Source organism: Streptomyces sp. SID13726 (genome assembly GCF_010548375.1).
Taxonomy (GTDB): domain Bacteria; phylum Actinomycetota; class Actinomycetes; order Streptomycetales; family Streptomycetaceae; genus Streptomyces.
The window spans coordinates 62,017-82,756 of the sequence record NZ_JAAGLY010000021.1; the positions used below are offsets into that span (position 1 = coordinate 62,017).

The 20,740-nt window shown below is 68.6% G+C and carries 16 protein-coding genes; 9 read left to right on the forward strand and 7 right to left on the reverse strand.

Annotated elements, in window-relative coordinates; translation table 11 throughout:
- Positions 1-22 precede the first annotated feature (22 nt).
- Positions 23-1,360, forward strand: a complete 1,338-nt coding sequence (locus G3I78_RS37005; RefSeq protein WP_164433001.1) for an MATE family efflux transporter — start codon at positions 23-25, stop codon at positions 1,358-1,360.
- 137 nt (positions 1,361-1,497) lie between these two features.
- Here G3I78_RS37005 and rplI read toward each other — a convergent pair whose 3' ends face one another.
- The 4 genes from rplI to rpsF all read right to left on the reverse strand — a co-directional run bounded on the left by rplI (position 1,498) and on the right by rpsF (position 3,229).
- The gene (gene rplI / locus G3I78_RS37010; RefSeq protein WP_164433002.1) at positions 1,498-1,944 is read right to left on the reverse strand and encodes a 50S ribosomal protein L9; all 447 of its coding nucleotides are present in this window, start codon (positions 1,942-1,944) and stop codon (positions 1,498-1,500) included.
- Between the two features lie 18 nt (positions 1,945-1,962).
- Complete coding sequence (rpsR, locus tag G3I78_RS37015) at positions 1,963-2,199, reverse strand: 30S ribosomal protein S18 (RefSeq protein ID WP_003949403.1); 237 nt, start codon at positions 2,197-2,199, stop codon at positions 1,963-1,965.
- Between the two features lie 57 nt (positions 2,200-2,256).
- Complete coding sequence (locus G3I78_RS37020) at positions 2,257-2,859, reverse strand: single-stranded DNA-binding protein (protein ID WP_164433003.1); 603 nt, start codon at positions 2,857-2,859, stop codon at positions 2,257-2,259.
- A gap of 79 nt (positions 2,860-2,938) precedes the next feature.
- The gene (rpsF, locus tag G3I78_RS37025) at positions 2,939-3,229 is read right to left on the reverse strand and encodes a 30S ribosomal protein S6 (RefSeq protein ID WP_010353482.1); all 291 of its coding nucleotides are present in this window, start codon (positions 3,227-3,229) and stop codon (positions 2,939-2,941) included.
- Positions 3,230-3,492: 263 nt separating this feature from the next.
- On the opposite strand from rpsF, the gene G3I78_RS37030 reads away from it, so the two are divergent.
- The 3 genes from G3I78_RS37030 (at position 3,493) to G3I78_RS37040 (ending at position 6,214) form a co-directional block, all read left to right on the forward strand.
- Positions 3,493-3,807 carry a hypothetical protein gene (locus G3I78_RS37030; protein ID WP_164433004.1) on the forward strand — a complete coding sequence of 105 codons (315 nt, stop codon included), beginning with the start codon at positions 3,493-3,495 and terminating at the stop codon, positions 3,805-3,807.
- 179 nt (positions 3,808-3,986) lie between these two features.
- A complete protein-coding gene (gene femX / locus G3I78_RS37035; RefSeq protein ID WP_164433005.1) occupies positions 3,987-5,108 on the forward strand; it encodes a peptidoglycan bridge formation glycyltransferase FemX in 1,122 nt (373 codons plus the stop codon).
- A 74-nt stretch (positions 5,109-5,182) separates the two neighbouring features.
- Positions 5,183-6,214, forward strand: a complete 1,032-nt coding sequence (locus G3I78_RS37040) for an alanine racemase (protein WP_164433007.1) — start codon at positions 5,183-5,185, stop codon at positions 6,212-6,214.
- A 122-nt stretch (positions 6,215-6,336) separates the two neighbouring features.
- Here G3I78_RS37040 and G3I78_RS37045 read toward each other — a convergent pair whose 3' ends face one another.
- Positions 6,337-7,839, reverse strand: a complete 1,503-nt coding sequence (locus tag G3I78_RS37045) for a glycosyltransferase 87 family protein (protein ID WP_164433016.1) — start codon at positions 7,837-7,839, stop codon at positions 6,337-6,339.
- Positions 7,840-7,946: 107 nt separating this feature from the next.
- Positions 7,947-10,619, reverse strand: a complete 2,673-nt coding sequence (locus G3I78_RS37050; RefSeq protein ID WP_164433018.1) for a transglycosylase domain-containing protein — start codon at positions 10,617-10,619, stop codon at positions 7,947-7,949.
- A 352-nt stretch (positions 10,620-10,971) separates the two neighbouring features.
- Between G3I78_RS37050 and G3I78_RS37055 the strand changes: the two genes are divergently transcribed.
- The 3 genes from G3I78_RS37055 (at position 10,972) to G3I78_RS37065 (ending at position 14,142) form a co-directional block, all read left to right on the forward strand.
- Entirely contained in the window at positions 10,972-11,652 is a 681-nt protein-coding gene (locus G3I78_RS37055) for a PadR family transcriptional regulator (RefSeq protein ID WP_164433020.1), read from the forward strand.
- Positions 11,653-11,696: 44 nt separating this feature from the next.
- Positions 11,697-12,779 (forward strand): inositol-3-phosphate synthase, encoded by a 1,083-nt coding sequence (locus G3I78_RS37060; RefSeq protein ID WP_164433022.1) that lies wholly within the window; start codon positions 11,697-11,699, stop codon positions 12,777-12,779.
- A gap of 88 nt (positions 12,780-12,867) precedes the next feature.
- The gene (locus G3I78_RS37065) at positions 12,868-14,142 is read left to right on the forward strand and encodes an MFS transporter (RefSeq protein ID WP_164433024.1); all 1,275 of its coding nucleotides are present in this window, start codon (positions 12,868-12,870) and stop codon (positions 14,140-14,142) included.
- 85 nt (positions 14,143-14,227) lie between these two features.
- On the opposite strand, the gene G3I78_RS37070 is transcribed toward G3I78_RS37065, so the two are convergent.
- Entirely contained in the window at positions 14,228-15,670 is a 1,443-nt protein-coding gene (locus G3I78_RS37070; protein WP_164433026.1) for a CCA tRNA nucleotidyltransferase, read from the reverse strand.
- Positions 15,671-15,927: 257 nt separating this feature from the next.
- Between G3I78_RS37070 and G3I78_RS37075 the strand changes: the two genes are divergently transcribed.
- Both G3I78_RS37075 and murJ read left to right on the forward strand, forming a co-directional pair.
- Positions 15,928-18,297, forward strand: a complete 2,370-nt coding sequence (locus G3I78_RS37075) for a DUF6049 family protein (RefSeq protein WP_164433029.1) — start codon at positions 15,928-15,930, stop codon at positions 18,295-18,297.
- Between the two features lie 44 nt (positions 18,298-18,341).
- A complete protein-coding gene (murJ, locus tag G3I78_RS37080; RefSeq protein WP_164433031.1) occupies positions 18,342-20,645 on the forward strand; it encodes a murein biosynthesis integral membrane protein MurJ in 2,304 nt (767 codons plus the stop codon).
- The last annotated feature ends 95 nt before the right edge of the window (positions 20,646-20,740 follow it).

Genomic DNA, 20,740 nt, shown 5'->3' on the forward strand with positions numbered 1-20,740 from the left:
GTGGACGATTAGATTGGTGCACATGACACAGGCGCCCGCGACCCCCAAGGCCACCCGGCGACAGCACGACCGTGAGATCGTCGCACTCGCCGTTCCGGCCTTCGGCGCGCTGGTCGCCGAGCCCCTCTTCGTCATGGCCGACAGCGCGATCGTCGGTCACCTCGGCACCGCACAGCTCGCCGGTCTCGGCATCGCCTCGGCCCTCCTCATGACGGCCGTCAGCATCTTTGTCTTCCTCGCCTACGCCACCACCGCCGCCGTCGCCCGGCGCGTCGGAGCCGGCGATCTCCAGGCCGCCATCCGCCAGGGCATGGACGGCATCTGGCTGGCCCTGCTCCTCGGCGCCGCCGTCATCGCCGTCGTCCTGCCCACCGCTCCGTCGATCGTGGAACTCTTCGGCGCCTCCGACACCGCGGCTCCCTACGCGACCACCTATCTGCGGATCTCGGCCCTCGGTATCCCGGCCATGCTCGTGGTCCTCGCCGCGACCGGTGTGCTGCGCGGGCTCCAGGACACCAGGACCCCGCTCTACGTCGCGATAGCCGGCTTCATCGCCAACGGCGTCCTCAACGTAGGCCTCGTCTACGGCGCCGACCTCGGCATCGCGGGCTCCGCCTGGGGCACGGTCATCGCCCAGTGCGGCATGGCGGCCGCCTATCTCGTGGTCGTCGTACGCGGAGCCCGCAGACACGGCGCCTCTCTGCGTCCCGACGCATCGGGCATCAGGGCTTCCGCCCAGGCCGGTGTCCCTCTGCTGGTCCGCACTCTCTCCCTGAGAGCGATCCTGATGATCGCCACAGCCGTGGCAGCCCGCCTCGGTGACGCGGACATCGCCGCTCACCAGATCATCCTGTCCCTGTGGAGCCTGCTCGCCTTCGCGCTCGACGCCATCGCTATCGCCGGACAGGCCATCATCGGCCGCTATCTGGGGGCCGGCGACAGCGACGGCGCCCGCCGGGCATGCCGTCGGATGGTGGAGTGGGGCATCGCGGTCGGAGTCGTCCTGGGCGTACTGGTCGTACTCTCCCGGCCGCTGTTCCTGCCCCTGTTCACCAGTGACGCCACGGTCAAAGACGCCGCCCTGCCCGCTCTGGTGATCGTGGCCCTCTCCCAGCCGATCTGCGGAGTCGTCTTCGTCCTGGACGGCGTGCTGATGGGCGCGGGCGACGGGCCCTACCTCGCCTGGGCCATGGTCGTCACCCTGGCCGTCTTCGCCCCGGTGGCTCTGCTCGTGCCCACGCTGGGCGGTGGCCTCACCGCTGTATGGGCGGCGATGACGCTGATGATGGCGGTCCGCATGCTGACGCTGTGGCTGCGCACGCGCTCAGGCCGCTGGATCGTCACCGGCGCGACCCGCTGACCGTTTCACGTGAAACATCGCGGGCCGTCACGTTTCACGTGAAACACGACCAGCTCCACTACTGCTCCGGCACGCAAGAGGGGCCGTACCCCAGGAGGTACGGCCCCTCTCACAACTGCTCATGCCAGACGCAGCGGTCAGGCCGCGACGACCTCGATGTTGACCTTGGCGGCAACCTCGGGGTGCAGACGCACGGACGTCTCGTGGGCGCCCAGGGTCTTGATCGGCGAGCCCAGCTCGATGCGGCGCTTATCGACCTCGGGGCCACCGGAAGCCTTGATCGCGGAAGCGACGTCGGCCGGGGTGACGGAACCGAAGAGACGACCGGCGTCGCCGGAGCGGACAGCCAGACGGACCTTGACAGCCTCGAGCTGGCCCTTGATCTGGTTGGCCTGCTCGATGGTCTGGATCTCGTGGATCTTGCGAGCACGACGGATCTGCTCGACGTCCTTCTCGCCGCCCTTGGTCCAGCGGATCGCGAAGTTCCGCGGGATCAGGTAGTTGCGAGCGTAACCGTCCTTGACGTCGACGACGTCGCCCGCGGCACCGAGGCCGGAGACCTCGTGGGTGAGGATGATCTTCATGAGTCGGTCACCCCTCCCTTATCGCGCGGTGGACGTGTAGGGCAGCAGCGCCATCTCACGGCTGTTCTTGACGGCCGTGGCGACGTCACGCTGGTGCTGCGTGCAGTTGCCGGTCACGCGGCGGGCACGGATCTTGCCGCGGTCGGAAATGAACTTCCGCAGCATGTTCGTGTCCTTGTAGTCCACGTACGTGACCTTGTCCTTGCAGAATGCGCAGACCTTCTTCTTCGGCTTGCGCACAGGCGGCTTCGCCATGGTGTTTCTCCTGTGTGATCAAGAAGTTTGGGTACGACCCACCCTTCGGCCAGAGGCCTAGAAGGGGGGCTCGTCCGAGTAGCCGCCGCCACCGCCGCCGCCGGAGTTTCCACCCCAGCCGCCGCCACCACCGCCGCCCTGGTTGCCACCGGCGGGAGCGCCGGTCGCCCACGGGTCGTCGGCCGGAGCGCCGCCGCCCTGCTGGCCGCCGCCGGAGTTTCCACCCCAGCTGCCGCCACCCTGGCCGCCACCGCCACCGCCGCCGTAACCGCCCTGGCCACCGCGTCCGGCACCGCCGGCGGTCTTGGTGACCTTGGCCGTGGCACTGCGCAGGCTGGCGCCGACTTCCTCGACGTCCAGCTCGTAGACCGTGCGCTTGACGCCCTCACGGTCCTCGTAGGACCGCTGCTTCAGCCGGCCCTGCACGATGACGCGCATGCCTCGCTGGAGCGACTCGGCGACGTTCTCCGCCGCCTGCCGCCAGACCGAGCAGGTCAGGAACAGGCTCTCGCCGTCCTTCCACTCGTTCGTCTGACGGTCGAAGGTGCGGGGGGTGGACGCGACACGGAACTTCGCGACCGCCGCACCGGAAGGGGTGAAGCGCAGCTCGGGGTCGTCGACAAGATTGCCGACGACCGTGATGACGGTCTCGCCTGCCATGGGGAACCTCTCGGCGGGTTTGCTGCTCTGGCTGCTTGGTTGCTGCTACTCGAATCCCGGGATCAGCTGAGCGGGAGGCTCAGTGGGTCTCGGGGCGGAGGACCTTGGTCCGGAGGACCGACTCGTTCAGGTTCATCTGGCGGTCGAGCTCCTTGACGATCGCGGGCTCAGCCTGCAGATCGATGACCGAGTAGATGCCCTCGGGCTTCTTCTTGATCTCGTACGAGAGACGACGACGGCCCCAGGTGTCGACCTTCTCGACCTTGCCGTTGCCCTCACGGACGACGGAGAGGAAGTTCTCGATCAGGGGGGCGACGGCGCGCTCCTCCAGATCGGGGTCGAGGATGACCATCACCTCGTAGTGACGCATGTGGAACCCACCTCCTTTGGACTCAGCGGCCACGGTCGTTCCGTGGCAGGAGGGTTGTGATGCGTACGCAACGGTATCGGCCGCCACTGACAATCGGGGCTTCCTCGCGGTAGTCCCGGTCGTGACATGGGCAGACACCGTGCAGACGGTACAGACTACCCGCACACCGGCTTCCGGTTGAAATCCGGCCGCCGGGACGGTCACTCTGTACACATCGGGTGTGTATGGCGCTACGATGCGCCGCCTTCCGCAGGAGGTGCCCTATGGCACAGGCAATGCGACCCAACACCGTCGGAGGCCTTTTCGCCACGGACGGAAAGCCCCATCCCCTCCAGGACACTCTGCTCGCGGTGACCCTGGTGCTCGGTATCACGGCGTTCGTCACGGCGATGTTCCACAACCTGCACCTGCTCAGCTCCTGGACCGGCCTGGTGGGCATCCTCACCGGCGCGTACGGGCAGTGGGTCTCCGAGACAACGCGTGAGCGCTTCGGACTGATCCTCGGCCTCGGCGCGTCGGCGATCGGTTTCTTCCTCGGCATGGCGCACGGAGGCCTCTTCGGCGGAGTCATCAGCTGACGCCACGGGCACCGTCCCCTTAACACCACCCAAAGCACCGCGGAACGCCTCGGCGGCACAGGAGCCGGGGCGCAGGTGCCGTACGCCCAGTCGGGGCGCTCGCAAGGCGCAGTAGGCTTCGGCGCGAGAGCCGGAGCCCCTGTACCCATGGGGACACACCAGCCCGAGGAGCGCCCCGAATGAGCCTGACCCTGAGGACGATCAGCCGCGAGCAGCATCTGGCGTACATCCAGAGCCTGCCGTCGGCGAGCCACATGCAGGTTCCGGCCTGGGCCGATGTCAAGGCCGAGTGGCGCTCCGAGAGCCTCGGGTGGTTCGACGAGAAGACCGGCGAACTGGTCGGCGCGGGTCTGGTCCTCTACCGCCAGCTGCCCAAGATCAAGCGCTACCTCGCCTATCTGCCCGAGGGCCCGGTCATCAACTGGTTCGCGCCGAATCTGACCGACTGGCTGGAACCGATGCTCGCCCACCTCAAGCACCAGGGCGCGTTCTCCGTGAAGATGGGCCCGCCGGTGATCATCCGGCGCTGGGAGGCCACCTCCATCAAGGCAGGCATCCAGAACCCGGACGTCAAGCGGCTGCGGGACATCGAGGCCGACTTCATCGAGCCGCGCGCCTTCGAGGTCGCCGACAAGCTGCGCCGGATGGGCTGGCAGCAGGGCGAGGACGGGGGAGCCGGCTTCGGCGACGTCCAGCCGCGCTACGTCTACCAGGTGCCGCTGGCCAACCGGTCCCTGGAAGAGGTCCACAAGAACTTCAACCAGCTGTGGCGCCGCAACATCAAGAAGGCCGAGAAGGCCGGCGTCGAGGTCGTCCAGGGCGGTTACCAGGACCTCGAGGAATGGCAGCGGCTGTACGAGATCACCGCGGTGCGCGACCACTTCCGGCCCCGCCCGCTGTCGTACTTCCAGCGCATGTGGACGGCTCTGAACACCGAGGACCCCAACCGGATGCGGCTGTACTTCGCCCGGCACGAGGGTGTGAACCTCTCCGCGGCGACCATGCTGATCGTCGGCGGGCACGTCTGGTACTCCTACGGCGCCTCCGACAACATCGGCCGTGAGGTCCGGCCCTCGAACGCGATGCAGTGGCGCATGCTGCGCGACGCCTACGCGCTCGGCGCGACCGTCTACGACCTGCGGGGCATCTCCGACTCGCTCGACGAGACCGACCACCTCTTCGGCCTGATCCAGTTCAAGGTGGGCACGGGCGGCCAGGCGGCCGAGTACCTCGGCGAGTGGGACTTCCCGCTCAACAAGCTGCTCCACAAGGCGCTCGACATCTACATGTCGCGCCGCTGACGTCGCGCTCTTCGCTTCAATAGCTCTCATACCTCTGATACACCGCAGCCACCAGAAAGGTTCCGGGTCCGGCCATGGCGCTCACGCTCTACGTCGACACCGCGCGCTGGCGTGCGCACCACAAGCACGTGCAGGAGCGGTTCCCGGGGCTCGTCCCGGTCTGCAAGGGCAACGGCTACGGCTTCGGGCACGAGCGGCTGGCGGAGGAGGCGACCCGGCTGGGCTCGGACATCCTTGCGGTCGGCACGACCTACGAGGCCGCGCGCATCAAGGACTTCTTCGGCGGCGACCTGCTGGTGCTGACGCCGTACCGGCGGGGCGAGGAGCCCGTGCCGCTGCCCGACCGGGTGATCCGTTCGGTGTCGTCGATCGACGGCGTCTACGGGCTGGTGGGCGCCCGTGTGGTCATCGAGGTGATGTCCTCGATGAAGCGGCACGGGATCAGCGAGCAGGACCTGCCGCAGCTGCACGCCGCCATAGAGAACGTCCGCCTGGAGGGCTTCGCGATCCACCTGCCGCTCGACCGCACGGACGGCTCGGACGCCGTCGAGGAGGTCATCGGCTGGATGGACCGGCTGCGCGCGGCTCGCCTGCCGCTGCACACCATGTTCGTCAGCCACCTCAAGGCCGAGGACCTCGCCAGGCTCCAGCAGCAGTTCCCGCAGACCCGTTTCCGCGCCCGCATCGGCACCCGGCTGTGGCTCGGGGACCACGACTCCACCGAGTACCGCGGCGCGGTCCTGGACGTCACCCGGGTCTCCAAGGGCGACCGCTTCGGCTACCGCCAGCAGAAGGCGGCTTCCGACGGCTTCCTGGTGGTCGTGGCGGGCGGTACGTCGCACGGGGTGGGCCTGGAGGCCCCGAAGGCCCTGCACGGCGTCATGCCGCGCGCCAAGGGCGTCGCCCGCGCCGGCCTGGCCACGGTCAACCGGAACCTTTCGCCGTTCGTCTGGGGCGGCAAGCAGCGCTGGTTCGCCGAGCCGCCGCACATGCAGGTCTCCATCCTGTTCGTCCCCTCCGACGCCCCGGAACCGAAGGTCGGCGAGGAGCTGGTGGCCCATCTCCGGCACACCACCACGCAGTTCGACCGGATCGTCGACCGCTGAGCAGCGCCGGAAACGGCCTCTGAGCCGGCGTAGAGACCACGAAAAGGCCGTACCCGGATCTCCCGGGTACGGCCTTTCGCTGCGTGATCAGGCCTGTCTACGTCCCCCCAGACGTTGTTCGCTCAGAGCGAACCGTCGGTGGTCTCCCGCTCCTTGCCCCACTCCACCTGCGGTCCCTCGAAATGGGACGCGTGCCGCGGCGGATGGGCGGCCGCACCGAGCACGAAGACGTCCTCCGCGCCGTCGAGCACACCGCCCGAGGGATCGTCGTCGCCGGCTCTCCGCACCACGTCCCGCTCGGGCATGAGGATGTCCCGCAGGACCATCGCGCACAGGTACGCCGTGCCCAGCAGGTGCAGTGCGATGGCCCAGTGGTAGCCGTCGGTCGGCAGGCCCTTGTGGGCGTTTCCGCTGGTCGTGTACGCGAGGTACAGCCAGATCCCCAGGAAGTACGCCACCTCGCACGCCTGCCAGATGAGGAAGTCCCGCCACTTCGGCCGGGCCAGCACCGCCAGCGGCACCAGCCACAGGACGTACTGGGGCGAGTAGACCTTGTTGGTGAGGATGAACGCGGCGACGATCAGGAACGCGAGCTGCGCGAAACGGGGGCGGCGCGGGGCGGTCAGCGTGAGGACCGCGATACCCACGCAGCACAGCAGCACCAGCAGCGTGGCAAGGGTGTTGACGGTCTCGGTGCTCAGCGGGTCCGACGAGTTCTGGGCCATGATCAGCCAGAAGGAGCCGAAGTCCACGCCCCGTTCCTGGCTGAACGTGTAGAACTTCGACCAGCCGTCGAAGGCGAAGAGCATCACGGGCAGGTTCACCACGAGCCAGGCGACGACCGCGCCGCCCAGGGCCTTGCCGAAGTCCCGCCACTTGCCCGCGCGCCAGCAGAGCACGAACAGCGGCCCCAGCAGGAAGACCGGGTAGAGCTTGGCGGCCGTGGCGAGCCCCAGGAGGACACCGAAGGCGAGCGACCGGCCCCGGGCCCACATCAGCATCGCGGAGGCCGTCAGCGCGACAGCCAGCAGGTCCCAGTTGATGGTGGCGGTCAGCGCGAAGGCGGGCGCCAGGGCGACCAGGAGGCCGTCCCAGGGGCGGCGGGCGTGCGTCCGGCTGACGCAGACGACGATGATCGCCGCGCACACCATCAGCATCCCGGCGTTGACCATCCAGTACCACTGCTCTTGGTGCTGGATGCTTCCGCTGCCCGGCGTCAGCCAGGCGGCGACCTCCATGAACACACCGGTCAGGACCGGGTATTCGAGGTACTGCATGTCGCCGGGGAGCTTGTCGAAGTACGGGACGAGACCGTCGGCGAAGCCGCGCCCCTGGTAGAGGTGCGGGATGTCCGAGTAGCACGCGTGCGTGTACTGGGTGCTGGCACCGAAGAACCAGCCCCCGTTGTAGCAGGGCGCCTTCTGGACCAGGCCGAGCGCGAACATGCCGATGGCCACGAGCGCGACGACCCGGACGGGGGTCCACCAGGACGTCCCCAGCAGGGCGCGTCGCCCGAGCGGGCCACCGATGAACTCGCTGCCGCTCCTGGCGATCTCGTCGTCCTTGGTCGGCCGCACCGGGTCCGACTCGTGCACGCTCGCTGGCGTCGATTCAGCACTGGGCATGGCGCACATCCTGCCGTACGAGGCTAGGAGTACGCCGAGGGCCGCCGCACCTGGTGGGTGCGACGGCCCATGTTTCACGTGAAACACCCTCGGCGGGTCATTTGCGGCTAACCTCTCGATCCTCCGAAGAGGCCGCCATTGCCGTTTCCGTTGTTGCCGTTCTCCTCCGTCGACGTGGCCGTCGGTGTCGAGGTCACGCCCCCGTCGGTACCCCCGTTGTCTGTGCCGCCTGAGTCGTCACACTGCCAGTCGAACTGACAGGTCTCGGTGGCCGTGGGCGTCGGAGACGAGAACGTCTGGCTGGGCGTCGGGGTCGGAGTCGGAGTGGGCGACGTGGTGGCGCTGGGCGTCGGAGTGGGCGTCGGGCTCGGAACGTCGTTGACGATCTCGCCGATGGGCTCCGGCGTCGGGAAGTCGATCGACTTCTGGCCCTTCAGCGCCTGATCCATGTAGTCGTGCCAGATCTCGGACGGGAACGAGGCACCGTGGATCTTCTCCTGGCCACCCGTTCCGTACATCTCCAGGAACGTGCGGTTCTTGTTGCTCTCGTTGTCGTCCATCCGGAACATCGTGATCGACGTGGACAGCTGGGGGGTGTACCCCACGAACCAGGCGGACTTGTTGCCGTCGGTGGTACCGGTCTTGCCCGCCACCTCACGGCCGGTCAGCTGGGCGTTGGTGCCCGTACCGTCGTCGACCACGGTCTTGAGGACGTCGGTGACGTTGTCGGCGACCTTCTTCTCGAACGCCTGCTTGGGCTGCGCCTTGTGCCGGAAGATGTCGCCGTCCTTGCTCGTGACCTTCTCCACGGAGTACGGCTCGTTCTGCTTGCCGCTGGCCGCGAAGGTGGCGTAGGCGCCCGCCATCCGGATCGCGCTGGGGTCGGAGATGCCGATGGAGAAGGACGGGAAGCTGGTGCCGGTGAGGCTGTTGTCCTTGAGGCCGGCGTCCATCGCCGACTCCTTCACCTTGTCCAGGCCGACGTCCATGCCGAGCTGCACGAAGGCGGAGTTCACCGACTCCCGCATCGCCTCACGAAGGTCGATCTTGAAGTCCGGGGCGGACCCGTAGGACTGCTTGCCGTCGTTCTCCTGCAGCCACTCCTTGTCCTCCTTGTCCTTCCAGACCGACCCGTCGTAGTTCCGGATCTTGAGGTCGTTCTTGCCGCTGTACAGGCTCTTGGCGTTGACGACCGTGCGCTCGTCCTGCGCCTGGCTCTCGCCCAGGTCAGGATCGCGCACGCCCCACTTCATGGCCGCCGCGAGCACGAACGCCTTGAACGTCGAACCGACCTGGGCACCGGTCGAGTCGCAGTTGTTGGTGAAGTGCTTGGTCGCGTCCTCACCGCCGTAGCAGGCCCGGATCGCACCGGTGGACGGCTCCACCGAGGCCCCGCCGAACTGGACGAAGGTGTCCTTGTCGGGGCGCTTCTTGGCGTCGATGTTCTCCTTGCGGACCTTGGTGACCGCCGCCTCGAGCTCGGAGACCTTCTTCTTGTCGAAGGTCGTGTAGATCGAGTAGCCGCCCTGCTGGAGCTTGTCGGCGCTGATGATGTCGTTGTTGATCAGATACGCCTTGGCGAGGTCGACCAGATAGCCGACCTGTCCCTTCAGGTCGCTGTTCGACCGGGGGTTCTTCACGTCGGGGAGCTGGGTGTACTTCGCCCGGTCCGCGGCGCTGAGATGGCCGTACTCGACCATCTTGTCGAGGGTGTCCTGCATCTGCCGCAGGGCCCGCCTGCTGTTGGCGTCCGGGGTGGCGGACGGGTCGATGGAGGTCGCGCCCGCGGGGTCGTAGTAGGTGGCGCCCTTGAGCATGGCCGAGAGGAACGCGCACTCGCCCGGGTTGAGGTCGACGGCGTCCTTGTTGAAGTACGCGCGCGCGGCCGCCTGGATGCCGTACGCGTTGCGCCCGTAGTAGGCGGAGTTCAGATACCCCGCCATGATCTCGTCCTTGTCGACCGTGGCGCCCACCTTGACGGAGATGAAGATCTCCTTGAACTTGCGCGTGACGGTCTGGGACTGGTCGTTCAGGCGCGCGTTCTTGACGTACTGCTGGGTGATGGTGGAGCCACCCTGTGTGTTGCCGCCCCTGGCCATGTTGAACACGGCGCGGGCGATGCCCTTGGGGTCGATGCCGCTGTCGGTGTAGAAGGTCTTGTTCTCCTGCGAGACCACGGCGTACTGCATCGCCTTCGGGATCTGCGAGAGATTGACGATCTGGCGGTTCGTCTCACCACCGGTGGCCACCATCTCGCTGTTGTCCGACCAGTAGAAGACGTTGTTCTGGGACGTCGCGGTCTCGGCGACGTTGGGAACGCTCACCAACGCGTAGCCGACGCCGGCGACCGCCACCAGGCTTCCGATGAAGCCGATGAACATGCCGGCCATCAGCTTCCACGACGGCACCCAGCGCGCCGCGCCGTACTTGCCCGCGCGCGGATAGTCGATGAACCGCTTCTTGCCGGGGTCGGACGCACGGCCCCGGCCCGCCGGGGCGCCGCGTCGACCTCCGCGGCCGGGTTCGGCCGCTCTGCGGCGACCACCACCCGTGCTTCTCTGGGCCGCGCGACGCGCCTCGGCGCGACTGCCGTGACGCTCCTCGCCTTCCGGACCGTAGGCAGCCGACTGTTGGGAGCTCGTCCCATAGGAGTCGGAAAGAGACCCGGTGGCGCCTCGCGGAGCCGCACGGCGGCCGGAGGACGGGCCGGACTGGCCGCGTCGGGCCGCGGCACGTCCGCCTCCCTGCGGCTGCGGCGGTTTGCGACGGTGCTCGCTCATCGAAGGACTACTCCTCGGGCAGGCGCACCCTTGCGCGCCTGGAAACGGCGGCTGGTTTCCGGTCCCCCCGAAGTACGGATGTGGTCGGTCCTGCATTCATCCGTACCGCACCGGGGACAGCGACGCCCCCCAGGCGTCACTTGATTCCCGGTGGTGTGCATGCCGCACAGACTACGCACCGTCAAAACCCATCGAGCCCCGAAGTTCACCCCAAATCAGGCAACTTGGTTCGCATGAATCAGTGATGTGATCCCGTTCACCGTCCTCCCTCTTGTCGCTTCCGGAAGGCCGTTCTATCGTCTTGATGTATCGAGTCGATACATCGGACCGAGACAGTGACGAGGAGGCAACGATGAGCCGGCGTTCCGGGATCCTCGAATTCGCCGTACTCGGCCTGCTCCGTGAGTCTCCGATGCACGGCTATGAGCTGCGCAAACGCCTCAACACGTCACTGGGCGTGTTCCGTGCGTTCAGCTACGGCACGCTCTACCCCTGCCTCAAGACGCTGGTCGCGAACGGCTGGTTGATCGAGGAACCGGGGAACACCACCGAGGACGCCCTCGCCGCACCACTCGCAGGGCGTCGCGCCAAGATCGTCTACCGGTTGACGGCGGAAGGTAAGGAGCACTTCGAGGAGCTGCTCTCGCAGACGGGCCCCGACGCGTACGAGGACGAGCACTTCGCCGCTCGTTTCGCCTTCTTCGGGCAGACCTCGCGCGACGTCCGCATGCGAGTCCTCGAAGGCCGCCGCAGCCGGCTCGAGGAGCGCCTGGAGAAGATGAGTGCCTCGCTGGCACGCACCCGGGAGCGCCTCGACGACTACACGCTTGAGCTCCAGCGCCACGGGATGGAGTCCGTGGAGCGCGAAGTGCGCTGGCTGAACGAGCTCATCGAGAGCGAGCGGGCCGGCCGGGACCTCAAAGGCCCCGACCGTGGAGAAACCGCTCGTGACACCACAGAGGGAGCGCCGGGCGTCCTGCCCCGGTCCGGGGACACCCCCGGACCGGATACGCCCGGCGACACCGCCACGTGAGGTCCCTGCCAGGACCTCACTCGTACACACAGGGAGCAACCGGAATGGGTTCGGTTCGCGTAGCCGTCGTCGGCGTGGGCAACTGCGCCGCGTCGCTGGTTCAGGGAGTCGAGTACTACAAGGACGCCGACCCGGCGTCGAAGGTCCCCGGGCTGATGCATGTCCAGTTCGGCGACTACCACGTCCGTGACGTCGAGTTCGTCGCGGCGTTCGACGTGGACGCGAAGAAGGTCGGTCTCGACCTCGCCGACGCCATCGGCGCCTCCGAGAACAACACCATCAAGATCTGCGACGTGCCGAACACCGGCGTGACCGTCCAGCGCGGCCACACCCTCGACGGCCTCGGCAAGTACTACCGGGAGACCATCGAGGAGTCCGACGCCGAGCCGGTCGACGTCGTCCAGATCCTCAAGGACAAGCAGGTCGACGTCCTCGTCTGCTACCTGCCCGTCGGCTCCGAGGACGCGGCGAAGTTCTACGCCCAGTGCGCCATCGACGCCAAGGTCGCCTTCGTCAACGCCCTCCCGGTCTTCATCGCCGGCACCAAGGAGTGGGCGGACAAGTTCACCGCGGCGGGCGTCCCGATCGTCGGCGACGACATCAAGTCCCAGGTCGGCGCCACCATCACGCACCGTGTGATGGCGAAGCTGTTCGAGGACCGCGGTGTCGTCCTGGACCGCACGATGCAGCTGAACGTCGGCGGCAACATGGACTTCAAGAACATGCTCGAGCGCGAGCGCCTGGAGTCCAAGAAGATCTCCAAGACGCAGGCCGTGACCTCGCAGATCCCCGACCGGGACCTCGGCGCGAAGAACGTCCACATCGGCCCGTCGGACTACGTGCAGTGGCTCGACGACCGCAAGTGGGCCTACGTCCGCCTCGAGGGCCGTGCCTTCGGTGACGTCCCGCTGAGCCTGGAGTACAAGCTCGAGGTCTGGGACTCCCCGAACTCCGCGGGTGTCATCATCGACGCCCTGCGCGCCGCGAAGATCGCCAAGGACCGCGGCATCGGCGGCCCGATCCTGTCGGCCTCCAGCTACTTCATGAAGTCCCCGCCGGTCCAGTACTTCGACGACCAGGCTCGCGAGAACGTCGAGAAGTTCATCAAGGGTGAGGTCGAGCGCTAAGGCTCACTCCAAACGCTCCTGCCAGGGCTACAGAGGGTCTCCGGGTGGTATCGCCCGGGGACCCTCGCCGTATGTGAGGCTGTGCCCCATGTCCGTCGTCCGCGATCTGCGTGTCCTTCTCCGCTTCCGGGACTTCCGACGCCTGCTCACCGTGCGTCTGCTCTCCCAGGGCGCGGACGGCGTCTTCCAGATCGCGCTCGCCGCCTACGTCGTCTTCTCCCCGGAGAAGCAGACCTCGGCCACCGCGATCGCCTCCGCGATGGCGGTCCTGCTGCTCCCTTACTCCTTGGTGGGCCCCTTCGCCGGCGTCCTGCTGGACCGCTGGCGCCGCCGCCAGGTCTTCCTCTACGGCAACCTCGTGCGCGCCCTGCTGGCATCGGCGACGGCCGTCCTGGTCCTCAGCGACGTCCCGGACTGGCTCTTCTACGTCTCCGCCCTGTGCGTCACCGCCGTCAACCGCTTCGTCCTGTCCGGCCTGTCCGCCGCGCTGCCCCGGGTGGTGGACGAGGAGCGGCTGGTGATCGCCAACTCGCTTTCCCCGACGGCGGGAACACTCGCCGCGACCGCGGGCGGCGGCCTCGCCTTCGTCGTACGGCTGCTGGTCGCCGACTCCGACGCGGCCGTGGTGCTCCTGGGAGCGGGCCTGTACCTGTGCGGCGCACTCGCCTCGCTGCGGATGCCGCCGGAACTGCTGGGCCCCGACCGCGAGTTGATCAGGCCCGGCCTCGGCGCCGCGCTCGCCGGAACGGCCCGCGACCTGGTGGCGGGTGTACGGCATCTGGCCGCACCCTCACGCCGGTCGGCGGCCCGGGCGCTCGGCGCGATGTCGTTGATGCGGTTCTGCTACGGCGCCCTGCTCGTCATGGTGCTGATGCTCTGCCGGTACGCGCTGACCTCCGACCCGGACGACGGACTCGCCCTGCTGGGGCTGGCGTTGGGAATCTCCGGCGCCGGCTTCTTCGCGGCGGCCCTACTCACCCCCTGGGCCGCGGGACGACTCGGGCCGGAGCGCTGGATCGTCGTGTGCGCCGCGGCGGCCGCGGTACTGGAGCCCGCGCTCGGCCTCCCCTTCGCCACCGCCCCCATGCTCATCGCGGCCTTTGTCCTGGGCCTGATCACCCAGGGCGCGAAGATCGCCACGGACACGATCGTGCAGTCCTCGGTCGACGACGGATTCCGGGGCCGGATCTTCTCCGTCTACGACGTGCTCTTCAACATCGCCTTCGTGAGCGCCGCCGCCGTCGCCGCCCTGATCCTGCCGCCGGACGGCCGCTCGGTGACGCTGGTGGTCACCGTCGCCGTCATCTACGCGGCGGTCGCCCTGGCGATGACGAAGGAACGCCGGCCGGTACCGGAACGATGAAGGGGTCGGTGTTTCACGTGAAACACCGACCCCTCGATACCCCCGGGGTCATGTTTCACGTGAAACATGACCCCGTTTCACAGCCTCAGCTCTGCTCGGCCCACCACTCCTTGAGCGCGGCCACCGCCTCGTCGCGTTCCATCGGCCCGTTCTCCAGACGAAGCTCCAGCATGTGCTTGTACGCCTGGCCCACGGCAGGGCCGGGCCCCACACCGAGAATCTCCATGATCTGGTTGCCGTCGAGGTCGGGCCGGATGGAGTCCAGCTCCTCCTGCTCCTGGAGCTGGGAGATCCGCTCCTCCAGACCGTCGTACGCACGCGACAGCGCGGTCGCCTTGCGCTTGTTCCGGGTCGTGCAGTCCGAGCGGGTCAGCTTGTGGAGCCGGTCGAGCAGCGGCCCGGCGTCCCGCACATAGCGGCGGACCGCCGAGTCCGTCCACTCCCCGGTGCCGTAGCCGTGGAAGCGCAGATGGAGTTCGACGAGCCGGGAGACGTCCTTCACCAGTTCGTTGGAGTACTTCAGGGCCGTCATCCGCTTCTTGGTCATCTTCGCTCCGACCACCTCGTGGTGGTGGAACGAGACCCGGCCGTCCTGTTCGAAGCGACGGGTGCGCGGCTTGCCGATGTCGTGCAGCAGCGCGGCCAGCCGGAGGGTCAGGTCGGGCCCCTCCGCCTCCAGGGCGATGGCCTGCTCCAGGACGATCAGGGTGTGTTCGTAGACGTCCTTGTGCCGGTGGTGCTCGTCGCTCTCCAGGCGCAGCGCCGGAAGCTCGGGCAGCACATGCTCGGCGAGCCCGGTGTCGACCAGCAGCGTCAGGCCCTTGCGCGGGTGGGCGGAGAGGATCAGCTTGTTCAGCTCGTCCCGCACCCGCTCCGCGGAGACGATCTCCAGGCGCCCGGACATCTCCGCCATGGCGGTGACCACCTCGGGCGCCACCTCGAAGTCCAGCTGGGCCGCGAAGCGGGCGGCCCGCATCATCCGCAGCGGGTCGTCCGAGAAGGACTCCTCGGGGGTGCCCGGTGTACGCAGCACACGCGCCGCGAGGTCGTCGAGGCCGCCGTGCGGGTCGATGAACTTGTTCTCCGGCAGAGCGACCGCCATCGCGTTCACGGTGAAGTCACGGCGGACGAGGTCCTCCTCGATCGAGTCGCCGTACGACACCTCCGGCTTGCGCGAGGTGCGGTCGTACGCCTCGGACCGGTAGGTGGTCACCTCGATCTGGTAGCCGTCCTTCTGCGCCCCCACCGTGCCGAAGGCGATCCCGACCTCCCACACGGCGTCCGCCCACGGCCGCACGATCTTCAGGACGTCCTGAGGCCGGGCGTCGGTCGTGAAGTCCAGGTCGTTGCCGAGCCGGCCGAGCAGTGCGTCCCGGACCGAGCCGCCGACCAGGGCGAGAGAGAACCCGGCCTCCTGGAAACGGCGAGCGAGGTCGTCGGCGACGGGAGCGACACGGAACGGTTCGTCCACCGCGCGATTCCGTACCTGGATCGGGGCACTGAGGTTGTCTTCGTTGGCGTTCGGCACAACAGAAGAGGGTACGTGGCCCCGGCGGCAGGGAGCGCCTCCATTAAACGTGCACCGAGTCTTCATCCCCACCTGCACAAGGTCTGCCCCGGAGACTCACGGACGTGCTCCCCTTTATACGTGCACATACGGGACAGCACGGCCAGGTCTTCCGATCTTGTGGAGCAGTCCGCGGCACTTCCCCTCAGCGCGCATCGTTACCATGCGTGGACGCACATTCCGACGACCACTGACGACGACGAGGGACGGGCGAGCGCGTGGCCGAGGCGGCAGACTTCCAGGGGACCAGTCCCTCACCTGCCCGCCGCTGGCTGCGGCGCACCGGAACCCTGCTGGCGGGGGCGCCACTACTGGCCGGCCTGTGCCAGCTCCCCGCCGCCACGCCCGCCCAGGCAGCGGGCGACGACGGCTCCGTGTCCGTCACCGTCGACACGCTCAGCACCAGCGCCCCTACGGACGGTGACACGCTGACCGTGTCCGGCACGGTCACCAACAACGGCAAGAAGGCCGTCACGGGCGCCCACGTGGATCTGCGGGTGGGCCCCGAGCTCACCACCCGCTCCTCCATCGACACCGTCACCGACGACAGCGACTCCCTCCAGGGCGCCACCGGGTCCGAGGTCGGCGGCAAGTACGTCCAGGACTTCGCGAAGCTGACCCCGGGGGTCTCCCAGCCGTTCTCCATCTCCGTGCCGGTCGACGAACTGGACCTCGGCCACGCCGGCGTCTACCAGTTCGCCGTCTCGCTCTCGGGCAAGCCCTCCGCGCAGTCGTGGGACCAGATGCTGGGCATCCAGCGGACGTTCCTGCCCTGGCAGTCCGACGAGGCCGACACGAAGACGAGGACGACCTTCCTGTGGCCGCTCGTCTCCACCGTCCACATGACGGCGGAGACCGGCTCGAACGCCCAGCAGACCCCGGTCTTCCTCAACGACGACCTCGCCGACGAGATCTCGGCGGGCGGCCGACTGGACCAGATGCTGTCGCTGGGCGAGGATCTCGACGTCACCTGGGTGATCGACCCCGACCTGCTGGCGTCCGTCGACGCGATGACGCGCAGCTACCGGGTCCAGGGCGAGGGCGACACCACCACCGCGGGCACCCACCAGGCGGTCGCCAAGGCGTGGCTGGCGAAGCTCCAGAACGCGGTCGAGGACCGGGAGGTCGTCGCACTGCCCTTCGCCGACCCCGACCTCGCCTCCCTCGCCCACAACGGCACGAGCGTCACCGGTTCGCTGAACCACCTCAACGAGGCCACGGACGTCGCCGCCACCACCGTGAAGACCGTCCTCCACGTGACCCCGAGCACCGACTTCGCCTGGCCCGTGAACGGCGCGGTGGACCCGGCGATCGTCAAGGTCGCCACCTCCGCGGGCGCCGACAAGGTGATCGCGCGCAGCGACAGCCTCCAGGAGAGCGGCGGCCTGTCGTACACGCCCTCCGCGGCCCGGCCGATCGGCGGCGGCACCACGGCGGTGGTCGCGGACGCCCGGCTGTCGACGGCGTTCCAGGGCGATCTCACGAAGGCCTCCGCCTCGACGCTCGCCGTCCAGCGCTTCCTCGCCCAGAGCCTGTCTCTGGGCCTCCAGACGGACAAGCAGCGCAGTGTCGTCGTCGCCCCGCAGCGGATGCCGACGGCGAGTCAGGCCGGTGCGATGGCCGAGGCGATCACCGCCCTCCAGACCGGCAACTGGTCCGAGACCCAGAAGCTCACGGCGGCGGCCGCGGCCAAGCCCGACCCCGGTGCCACCACCAAGGTGCCCTCGGCGTCCTCCTACCCGTCCTCGCTGCGCAGGCAGGAGCTGCCGAAGGCGGCCTTCCAGCAGATCGCGAACACGCAGGACAAGCTCGACAACTTCAGGGTGATCCTCTCCGACGAGTCCCGGGTCGTGACCCCGTTCGGCCGGGCCATGAACCGCGAGATGTCCACGTCGTGGCGGGGCCGGACCGCTGCGGCGAGTTCCTTCCGCGGCGACGTCGAGGACTACCTCGACGAACTGACCTCCCAGGTCAGCCTGATCGAGAAGTCGGAGACCAAGCTCTCCGGCCGCAGCGCCACCATCCCGGTGACGGTCCAGAACAACCTGGTGCAGGGCGTGCAGCACCTGAGGCTGCGACTGACCTCGCTGAGCCCGAACCGGCTCGAGATCGGCGGCACGTCCTACTCCGAGCAGCGGGTCGAGGTCTCGGGCGGGCACAGCCAGACGGTGAAGTTCACCACGACGGCCAACGCCAACGGCCAGGCCTCGGTGGTCGCCCAGCTGTACACGGAGGACGGCCAGCCGTACGGCAATGCCGTCAGGTTCGACGTGAAGGTCACCGAGTTCACGGCCACGGTGATGCTGGTCATCGGCGGCGGTGTCCTGCTGCTGGTGCTGGCCGGCTTCCGGATGTACACCCAGCGCAAGCGGGCGGCCGCCCGTGAGGCCGAGCAGAACGGCCCCGACGACGAGGCGGGCGAGGCTGTGGACGGTCCGGAGAACCCCGAGGACCCCGAGGACCGTCCCAAGGACGAGTCGGGCACCGGGACCGGGGCAGACGACCCTGGGCAGCCGAGTGACCCGACAGCGGACACCGCAGCGGAAAGCGCCGACCCGTCCGGCACGGGTGAGAGAGTGGACCGTTGAGGATGTCGTGGCCGGTGGGCCCGGGACGATGAGGTGGGGTAACCATGAACGCGCCGTACGACGGTGACCGCGGTCAGGGCGCGGGCAGCTCTGGCCGCCCCGAGGGCCCGCCGCCCGAGAACGGCCAGGTGCCGCCGCAGTCTCCCGCGGACATGTACCTCCAGGACGCCTACGACCAGGACCCCTACCGGGCTCAGGACCTCTCCGCCCAGGACCCGGTCGCCGAGGCGCTCTACGACCGCGCCGCGCACCCCCCGCCGCCGCCCGGCACCTACCAGCCGCAGCAGCCGCTGTACGGGCAGCCGGCGCAGACGCCGTACGCCCCGGACCCGCAGGTGTGGGCGCAGACCCCGGCGCCCGAGCCGGAGGGGCCGACGCAGTACCTGCCGTACGGCGACAACCCTCGCACCACCCAGTTCGTCGGCGTCGACGACCTGGTGAGCCGGGCCGGCGAGGAGCGGCACGAGCCGGACGCCTTCGCGCACCTCTTCCGTGACCAGCAGCAGGGCGGCGGCCGTCCGACGGATCCGCCGTCGGTGCCGGGTCCCGCACCGGCCCCGGGCGGGCCGTCGCCGGTCTCTCAGGCCCCGCAGTTCCCGGCTCCCGCGGCCCCCGCGCCGTCGGCCGACGAGACCATGAACCTCGGCACCGCGCCGGCCGTGACGGCCCAGGCCGCGCCCACCCCTCCCGCCACGCCCACCGCGCCCGCGAAGAAGGGCGGGAAGGCCGGGGGTCTGCTGAAGTCGAGCGCCGTGATGGCGGCCGGCACGATGGTCTCGCGCCTCACCGGCTTCGTCCGCTCGGCGCTGATCGTGTCGGCGCTGGGCACCGCCTTCCTCGGCGACTCCTTCCAGGTGGCGTACCAGCTGCCGACCATGATCTACATCCTCACCGTGGGCGGCGGCCTGAACTCCGTCTTCGTGCCGCAGCTCGTGCGCGCGATGAAGGAGGACGACGATGGCGGTGAGGCCTTCGCCAACCGGCTCCTGACGCTCGTCATGGTGGCCCTCGCCGCGCTCACCGCGCTCACGATGTTCGCGGCGCCGCTCCTGGTGCAGGCCCTGTCGACCTCCGTGGCGACCAACCCGGCGGCCAACGACGTCGCCATCACCTTCACCCGCTACTTCCTGCCCTCCATCTTCTTCATGGGCATCCATGTGGTGATGGGGCAGATCCTCAACGCGCGCGGCAAGTTCGGCGCGATGATGTGGACCCCGGTCCTCAACAACATCGTCATCATCGTGACGCTCGCGATGTTCCTGTGGGTGTACGGCACCGCCGCGCACTCCGGCATGAGCGTCACGAACATCCCGCCGGAGGGGCAGCGCCTGCTCGGCGTGGGCATCCTGCTCGGGCTCGTGGTGCAGGCCCTCGCGATGATCCCGTACCTGCGCGAGACCGGGTTCCGGCTGCGACTGCGTTTCGACTGGAAGGGCCACGGCCTCGGCAAGGCTGCGATGCTCGCAAAGTGGACGATCCTGTTCGTCCTCGCCAACCAGGCGGGCGCCCTCGTCGTCACCCAGCTCGCCACCGCGGCCGTCGCCGACACGAAGATCCCCGGCACCGGCTTCAGCGCCTACGCCAACGCCCAGCTCATCTGGGGCCTCCCGCAGGCCATCATCACCGTGTCGCTGATGGCGGCCCTGCTGCCGCGCATCTCCCGCTCGGCCGCGGAGGACGACGCCGGCGCCGTACGTGACGACATCTCGCAGGGGCTGCGCACGACGGCGGTCGCCATCGTTCCCATCGCCTTCGGCTTCCTCTCGCTCGGCATCCCGATGTGCACGCTGATCTTCGGCGCCTCCAGCACCGGCGCCTCCACCAACATGGGGTACATGCTGATGGCCTTCGGCCTCGGCCTGATCCCCTACTCGGTCCAATACGTCGTCCTGCGCGCCTTCTACGCCTACGAGGACACCCGGACGCCCTTCTACAACACCGTCATCGTGGCGGCCGTCAACGCCCTCGCGTCCGCCGTCTGTTACGTGGCGCTGCCGCCTCGCTGGGCCGTGGTCGGCATGGCCGCTGCCTACGGTCTGGCGTACTCGATCGGCGTCGGGGTCGCCTGGCGGCGGCTGCGCAAGCGCCTGGGCGGCGACCTGGACGGCAACCGCGTCCTGCGGACCTACGCCCGGCTCTGCATCGCCTCGGTTCCGGCCGCTCTGCTCAGCGGCGCGGCCTGTTACGGCATCAGCCACTCGCTCGGTCAGGGCGTCGTCGGTTCGCTCGCCGCGCTCATCGCGGGCGGGGCGGTCCTGATCGGGATCTTCTTCGTCGCCGCGCGCAAGATGCGGATCGAGGAGATGAACTCGCTGGTCGGCATGGTCCGGGGGCGTCTGGGGCGCTGAGGCGGGGGTACGCGCACAACCATCGTCCGCCACTGTGTGTCGTGCATAGCGCCGGACTGTGGGCACAATTGGATTCTGCGTCGCACGGCGCGCAA